Here is a 7,189-nt window from a genome sequence, read left to right as displayed (position 1 = left end):
CATAAATTAACCTGCTTTTGATGTTGGATTGAACATATCAAAATCAGGCAATTACACAATTTTATGTACAGGCTCTAGCTGCCACCCATTGACTTTAAACACAGCTGCTCTCCCACAGGAAGAGGGAACTGTTCAGTGCGGTTTATGCTTTTCTCCCTCTCCCACAGGAAGAGGGTACTGTTCAGTGCGGTTTTTGCTTTTCTCCCTCTCCCACAGGGAGAGGGCCGGGGTGAGGGGAACAGATTACAACTGCACTCTAATCTCAGCGCCCTGGGGTTTAATCACCACGCCCCATTCGCTACCGGACTGGCTACCGCCCTGCACGTTTGCCACCTGAGCAATATTGCGCAGACACAGCGACCAGTTACTCGCCTCACCTTCGCTCTGCACGCTAATCACGCTGCCCTCGCGCTTCGCCCGTAAACGGAACTGCACCCCGCCCCCGGCATCCGGCACCTCGCACACCGCCTCAAAGCCGTCTTCCAGCGCAAACAGCTGGAACGCCGTCCCTTCATGCCAGGCGTAGTCAGGCTTCTGGTCGTTGTTGCCGAGCGCCAGCAACGTATTGCCGCGCACATAGACCGGCAGGCTTTGCATATCATGCACCTGCTTATGCCAGCGGCTGCCCTGTACTTCGTCGTTATGCCACAGATGCGTCCAGCGCCCTTCCGGCAGGTAAAACTGCACATCCCCCGCCTCACTGAACACCGGGGCCACCAGCAGGCTGTCGCCGAGCATATACTGCCGGTCAAGATAATCGCAGGCCGGATCGTTCGGGAACTCCAGCATCATGGCGCGCAGCATCGGCGTCCCACACTCGTTAGCCTTCGCCGCCTGGCGATAGAGATAGGGCATCATCCGGCACTTGAGCTCGGTAAAGTGGCGCACTACGTCGCAGGATTCTTCATCGTAGGCCCATGGCACCCGGTAGGATTTGCTGCCGTGCAGGCGGCTGTGGCTGGAGAGCAGCCCGAACGCGCACCAGCGCTTATAGACATCCGCAGGGGCTGTATTTTCAAAGCCGCCGATATCGTGGCTCCAGAAACCAAACCCGGACAGGCCAATCGACAGCCCGCCACGCAGGCTTTCGGCCATCGATTCGTAGTTGGCGTAGCAGTCGCCGCCCCAGTGAACCGGGAACTGTTGCGCGCCCACGGACGCCGAACGGGCAAACAGCACCGCTTCTTTCTCGCCCACCGTCTCTTTGAGCACGTTCCACACCAGCTCGTTATAAATGTAGGCATAATGGTTGTGCATTTTCTGCGGGTCGGCCCCGTCAAACCACTGCACATCGGTCGGGATACGCTCGCCAAAGTCGGTTTTAAAGCAGTCAACGCCTATAGCCACCAGCCCTTTCAGCTTGTCGGCATACCATTTACAGGCCTGCGGATTGGTGAAGTCATAAATCGCCAGCCCCGGCTGCCACTTGTCCCACTGCCACAGCGAACCGTCCGGACGTTTAAGCAGATAACCCTTCTCCTTCAGCTCCTTAAATAGCGGGGATTTCTGCCCGATATAGGGGTTAATCCATACGCAGACCTTCAGCCCTTTCTCCTTCAGGCGGCGGATCATCCCTTCAGGGTCCGGGAAGGTCACCGGGTCCCACTCAAAATCGCACCACTGGAAGGCCTTCATCCAGAAGCAGTCGAAGTGGAAGACATGCAGCGGCAGATTGCGCTCCGCCATACCGTCGATAAAGCTGTTGACCGTCGCTTCGTCGTAGTTGGTGGTAAACGAGGTGGTCAGCCACAGGCCGAAGGACCATGCAGGTGGCAGCGCCGGACGCCCGGTAAATTGCGTGTAGCGGTTGAGCACCTCTTTTGGCGTCGGGCCGTCGATCACAAAGTACTCAAGGTATTCACCCTCAACGCTGAACTGCACTTTGGAGACTTTCTCGGAGCCGATTTCAAACGAGACATTCTGCGGATGATTGACCAGCACGCCGTAGCCACGGTTGGTGAGGTAGAACGGAATGTTTTTGTAGGACTGCTCAGTGCTGGTGCCGCCGTCGCGGTTCCAGGTCTCCACCGTCTGGCCGTTACGCACCAGCGCGGTAAAGCGTTCGCCGAGGCCATACACGGTTTCACCCACGCCCAGGTCCAGCCGCTCGAACATATAGTTGCGCGCGCTGTTGCCGTCCTGCACGTAGCCGTTATTTTTCGCCTGGCTGCCGGTAATACGCACCCCGTTACGCAGGAAATCCAGCGCCCAGAATTCACCTTTGGTCACCCGCACGCTGAGGTTGCCGCTTTTCAGTTCGGCAAACTCCGCACTGTTTTGCATCTCGACTTTAACATCGCTAAGGACGTTGAGCGGATAGTGCGGGCCGTTATCCAGCGCCCCCTGAAAGTGCTCAATGCGTACACCCACCACCCCTTCCTGCGGTGAGAAAAAACGCAGAGTGAAAAGCGGCGTGTCCAGCTGCCAGGTACGCTCGCGCACATCGCGCGGCGCGGCGTGAACCACCATCTCGTTCCCCTGCTGTTCCACATCGAACACCTGAATGGGGTGGATTAGGTTCAGGCCAGGCTGGATAAGCCAGTTTCCATCACTGATTTTCATAATGACGTCCTCTTAGTTTTGAAATTCTTTGTTCACCGGCAGGTCTTCGGCAAAGTCCTGCTCGTTGCGACGCGCGCCCTGGGCCAGTTCCGCCATCATCTTCAGAAGGAACGGGGTTTTGAGGGTGTAGTAACGTTTGGCAATCACCGCGCTCAGCAGGTAGCAAACCGCCGGAACAAGAGTGAACAAGGCAATAATGATGGTGATAGTGGCGCTGTTCTGGCTGCTGGCCGCTGCGTTGTAGCCGCCGCCTGCCAGCATCCAGCCAATCAGAGCGCCACCCAGAGCAAGGCCCAGTTTGAGTACGAACAGGGTGCCCGCAAAGCTGATGCCGGTCAGGCGCTTACCGTTGCGCCACTCACCGTAATCAACGGTATCGGACATCATCACCCACTGAATTGGGGTGACCAACTGGTGCAGTACGCCAATCACGAAGATAAAGACAAACATGGTGACGTTGGCGGCCACCGGCACAAAGAACATAGCCAGGCTGACAACCGCCAGAATGGCATTGGTCCACCAGAAGATACTGACTTTGCACTTCCAGTCGGTGAGGGGTTTAGCAAGCGCGGAGCCGATCAGGTTGCCGACGCAGTAGGTGGTGAGGAAGGCGACGAAGATTTCCGGCGAGCCCATAATCCAGGTGCAGTAGTACATCATTGCCCCGCCGCGTACGCAGACCGCCAGAATATTGAGGATGGTCAGCAGGCCGACAATCCGCCACTGGTCGTTCTGCCAGATATCGCGCAGGTCTTCACGCATCGGCGTGGTGCTCGGCGGCACCTGGATACGCTCTTTGGTGGTAAAGAAGCAGAATGCCAGCATCATAAAGGCCACCACCGAGAGCACCGCAATGCCGCCCTGGAAACCAAAGGCTTTGTCTTCACCGCCAATCAGATTAACCAGCGGCATCATCAGCACGGTAGAGAGCATGCCGCCCGCCGTCGCCAGTACAAAGCGCCAGGATTGCAGGGAGATACGCTGTTGCGGGTCATCGGTAATCACCCCGCCCAGCGCGCAATAAGGAATGTTGACCACGGTATAGAGCAGAGTCAGGAGGGTGTAAGTAATCGCGGCGTAGATCATTTTGCCGCTCTGGCTGAGATCCGGAGTGCTGTAGGCCAGCACGCAGACCAGGCCAAAAGGGATGGCACCAAACAGGATCCACGGACGGAATTTCCCAAAGCGGCTGCGGGTGCGGTCGGCAATCAGCCCCATGCAGGGGTCGGAGATGGCATCCAGCGCGCGCGCCAGCAGGAACATGGTGCCGACAAACCCGGCGGGAATGCCGAAGATATCGGTATAGAAGAACATCATGTAGAGCATTACGTTATCGAAAATGATATGGCTGGCGGCGTCACCCATGCCGTAGCCAATTTTTTCCTTCAACGAGATGATGTGCGAGTTCATGTGGATTCCTTACCGCGCAAGGTGCGCTGAGAATGATGCATCCGTTGTAAACCATCACCTTTTGCGCCGGAATTCCGTTTTCTGGTTATCAGATTATGATTCTTCTTTTCTGTGATCGCGGTTGGGCTAATCAGTCTGAAAATGCTAACTCGCGGAAAAGGTGAAGATTTATCTCAAATGAGGCAAAATTCGTGAAGCAGACCGAGAAAAAAGTGTGATGGGGGATGTGGTTAGTGCTTGAAAGTAGCTATAATGCGCCCCGCCTCCATGTAGCAATCGAGGCGCGGAAGATCGTCGTCTCCGGTGAGGCGGCTGGACTTCAAATCCAGATGGGTTCGCCAGCGATCCCGGGCAGGTTCGACTCCTGTGATCTTCCGCCAATTAACCTCGTCTGAACTCTCCCTAAGTCAACAAACCCCTTCGAATCCCTTGTATATCAGGATTTCTTTGCATCCAGAGGTCAACCGACTTCAACCCGTATCAAGTTGTTTTTGGGGGTGCTTTAGGGGGTGTTATTTCCTCTTGAAATATCCGCACCCCCATAATGGAATAAATGTGATACATAACAACGGCTTTTAACAACATCTTTGTTATAAAAGGGGTGCATTGGGGGTATCGGGTTAGTTACTGGCAGAAATCCCCTCAGGAGCATGGATTCATCAAAAGCCGGAGGATGTCATGGCACTAACCGATGTTAAAGTGAAAACCGCAAAGCCAAAAGAAAAGCCCTATAAGCTGGCTGATGGCGGCGGTATGTATCTGCTAATTAACGCTAATGGTTCCAAATACTGGCGAATGAAGTACCGATTTGCTGGTAAAGAAAAGATGCTTTCTATTGGCGTTTATCCCGATGTTTCACTGGCCGACGCGCGCGAAAAACGCAGCGAAGCCAGAAAAATTCTCGCTGCGGGAGGCGATCCGGGCGAGGTAAAGAAAGAAGAGAAAGTGGCCCAGCAAATGACTCTGAAAAACACTTTCGAAGCTGTTGCTCGAGAGTGGCATCAGACGAAAGCCGATCGCTGGTCATTACGATATCGTGATGAAATCATCGATACCTTTGAGAAAGACATTTTTCCCTACATTGGCAAGCGCCCTATTGCCGAAATCAAACCAATGGAGTTACTGGAAACACTGCGTAAAATGGAGAAACGCGGAGCACTGGAGAAAATGCGCAAGGTCCGCCAACGCTGTGGTGAGGTGTTCCGCTATGCAATTGTCACAGGTAGGGCCGACTACAACCCCGCTCCCGATCTTGCCAGCGCGTTAGCAACACCGAAAAGAGTGCATTTCCCCTTTCTTACTGCCAATGAACTTCCTTATTTCCTTAACGATCTGGCAGGCTATACCGGCAGTATTATCACTAAGACTGCCACTCAGATCATTATGTTAACCGGTGTTCGCACGCAAGAACTGCGTTTCGCACGCTGGGAGGATATCGATTTTGAGACAAAATTATGGGAGATCCCAGCAGAAGTGATGAAGATGAAGCGGTCACATATTGTGCCGCTCTCAAAACAGGTCATTGAGCTGTTTAAACAGCTTGAGCCGATCTCAAAACACCACCCACTGGTCTTTATCGGTAGGAACGATCCTCGCAAGCCAATTAGTAAGGAAAGCATTAACCAGGTCATTGAATTGCTGGGATATAAAGGCAGGCTGACGGGACACGGTTTCCGCCACACGATGAGCACCATTCTGCATGAAGAAGGCTTTAACTCAGCGTGGATCGAAACGCAGCTTGCTCATGTGGATAAGAACGCAATTCGTGGGACATATAACCATGCACAGTATCTGGATGGACGTCGGGAGATGATGCAGTGGTATGGGGATTACATTAGTAAAATTGGAAAACCCAAGTTAATAAATGTCTCGTAATTAATAGTCTTGAGTGGATCCTGACCCAAAATCCAGTGCCATTCTGAAACAGAATCTTGGCATGATCTTTACTCCCTGAACGGAGCTGGTACCGATGAAAAATCGCCATTCACCGAAGAGTAGATTGTCTTAGCCCTGAAGCAGGCCGAACTGGGTACGCCGGTGCCTGAGGCCTGCCGTAAGCTGGGCATTTCTGATGCGACGTTCTATACGTGGCTCAAGAAATACGGTGGTATTTCACCCTCTGAGATGAAGCACGTACGCCAGCTGGAAGAGGAAAACCTGTGGCTGAAGAAACTGATGGCCGATCTGAGCCTCGACAAGGTGATACTGCAGGACGTACTGGCACGCTGGCACGGCTGCGCGAATGAGTCTGGGAGCGGCAGGTGCGTTAACGGATAAGGCCACCTTGGGGTCATTCAACGGCAGGTTACGCTAGGAGTGCCTGAATGAGAACTACTTCATGTCGCTGGAGGATGAACGGTGCAAAATCGATGCATGTCGCATACCCTATAATCAGAGGCGTACCCATTCTGCACTGGGCTGGATGACGCCAGCAGAATTTGCTGAGATGTCTGCCGGTTGCCAGAATTTGCGACCAACATGAAGCCGGTTATTCCTGATTACGGCTGGCTCATATCCGGGTCAGGGTCACTTTCAATGAGCCGAGTATAGTTGATGCTACTAAAACCAAGTGTGTAGTTCTTAATGCAGTTTGAGTATACTCAGAACTGAGCAAGATCAGAAATCAACACAGTATGATAAGATAATGATTCAAAATGATTTATAATAAGTGAAGTTAAGATTTTTCTAAAAACTAAAAGCCACAAATGTGTTATAAATCATAAATAAATCTTCACAATCATATCTTTTCGTTGTTAAACATTATTAATTTCAGAGAGCAACATGACCGTACAACCAACACGAGTCTTGCCACAAAATTCAATTCAAGCAATTGAAAAAGAACTGATTTTGTTAGGCCTAATGCAGACAGAACAGCTTGGCTACTTTTCATTAGTTGGTGGGCGTCACGGCTTTGTTGCAACCTCTCGCTGGAACACAACCATTGAGTCCATTAGAAATACTTTAGATAATCCAACCCAAAGCAATAAACATGCCACCCTGCAAGCTCTAAAGGCCATAACAATTAAAATAATAACAGGCGCAAATCATTACTATGCTATTGATGAGATCGCTACAGGAAGCGAAACACGGAAACTTTCGAATCTTATAACGCTCATGAGTGAACCAGGGCGTGAAAATGAATTTAGGGAAGGTGCGATTTAATCGTCAGTTATGAGAACATAAGGCTTTCTTTGCCATAGATTTTTCACGATGCCCG

General features: G+C 52.2%; 5 protein-coding genes, 1 tRNA gene and 1 pseudogene. 5 read left to right on the top strand and 2 right to left on the bottom strand.

The features are described 5' to 3' along the window. Positions 1–243: 243 nt before the first annotated feature. Together yicI and ACSZO4_RS23875 are read right to left on the bottom strand one after the other, a co-directional pair. Entirely contained in the window at positions 244–2,562 is a 2,319-nt protein-coding gene (gene yicI, locus ACSZO4_RS23880) for an alpha-xylosidase (protein WP_437891562.1), read from the bottom strand. Between the two features lie 12 nt (positions 2,563–2,574). Next, a complete protein-coding gene (locus tag ACSZO4_RS23875) occupies positions 2,575–3,972 on the bottom strand; it encodes a glycoside-pentoside-hexuronide family transporter (protein ID WP_437891561.1) in 1,398 nt (465 codons plus the stop codon). Positions 3,973–4,257: 285 nt separating this feature from the next. On the opposite strand from ACSZO4_RS23875, the gene ACSZO4_RS23870 reads away from it, so the two are divergent. From ACSZO4_RS23870 to ACSZO4_RS23850, 5 genes and pseudogenes are all read left to right on the top strand, one after another. Further along, a tRNA-Sec gene (locus ACSZO4_RS23870) sits at positions 4,258–4,352 on the top strand. Positions 4,353–4,650: 298 nt separating this feature from the next. After that, a complete protein-coding gene (locus ACSZO4_RS23865; RefSeq protein ID WP_048241918.1) occupies positions 4,651–5,847 on the top strand; it encodes a tyrosine-type recombinase/integrase in 1,197 nt (398 codons plus the stop codon). Between the two features lie 123 nt (positions 5,848–5,970). After that, a pseudogene (locus tag ACSZO4_RS23860) lies at positions 5,971–6,198 on the top strand (transposase); the annotation flags it as partial. 94 nt (positions 6,199–6,292) lie between these two features. Continuing rightward, positions 6,293–6,454: an integrase core domain-containing protein gene (locus ACSZO4_RS23855; protein ID WP_437891563.1), complete on the top strand. Its 162-nt coding sequence runs from the start codon at positions 6,293–6,295 to the stop codon at positions 6,452–6,454. Positions 6,455–6,753: 299 nt separating this feature from the next. Continuing rightward, positions 6,754–7,134, top strand: a complete 381-nt coding sequence (locus ACSZO4_RS23850; RefSeq protein WP_437891560.1) for a hypothetical protein — start codon at positions 6,754–6,756, stop codon at positions 7,132–7,134. The last annotated feature ends 55 nt before the right edge of the window (positions 7,135–7,189 follow it).

This window comes from Phytobacter sp. V91 (assembly GCF_965644225.1).
Classification (GTDB): Bacteria; Pseudomonadota; Gammaproteobacteria; order Enterobacterales; family Enterobacteriaceae; genus CBFFRJ01.
Note: the sequence above shows the minus strand (reverse complement) of the source record. Positions and strands in the feature narration are given on the sequence as shown.

What these genes read in the sequence shown, in the direction of transcription:
- ACSZO4_RS23875 (WP_437891561.1), bottom strand. Translation starts at nt 3,972, where the DNA reads ATGAACTCGCACATCATCTCGTTGAAGGAAAAAATTGGCTACGGCATG.
- ACSZO4_RS23850 (WP_437891560.1), top strand. Translation starts at nt 6,754, where the DNA reads ATGACCGTACAACCAACACGAGTCTTGCCACAAAATTCAATTCAAGCA.
- ACSZO4_RS23865 (WP_048241918.1), top strand. Translation starts at nt 4,651, where the DNA reads ATGGCACTAACCGATGTTAAAGTGAAAACCGCAAAGCCAAAAGAAAAG.
- yicI (WP_437891562.1), bottom strand. Translation starts at nt 2,562, where the DNA reads ATGAAAATCAGTGATGGAAACTGGCTTATCCAGCCTGGCCTGAACCTA.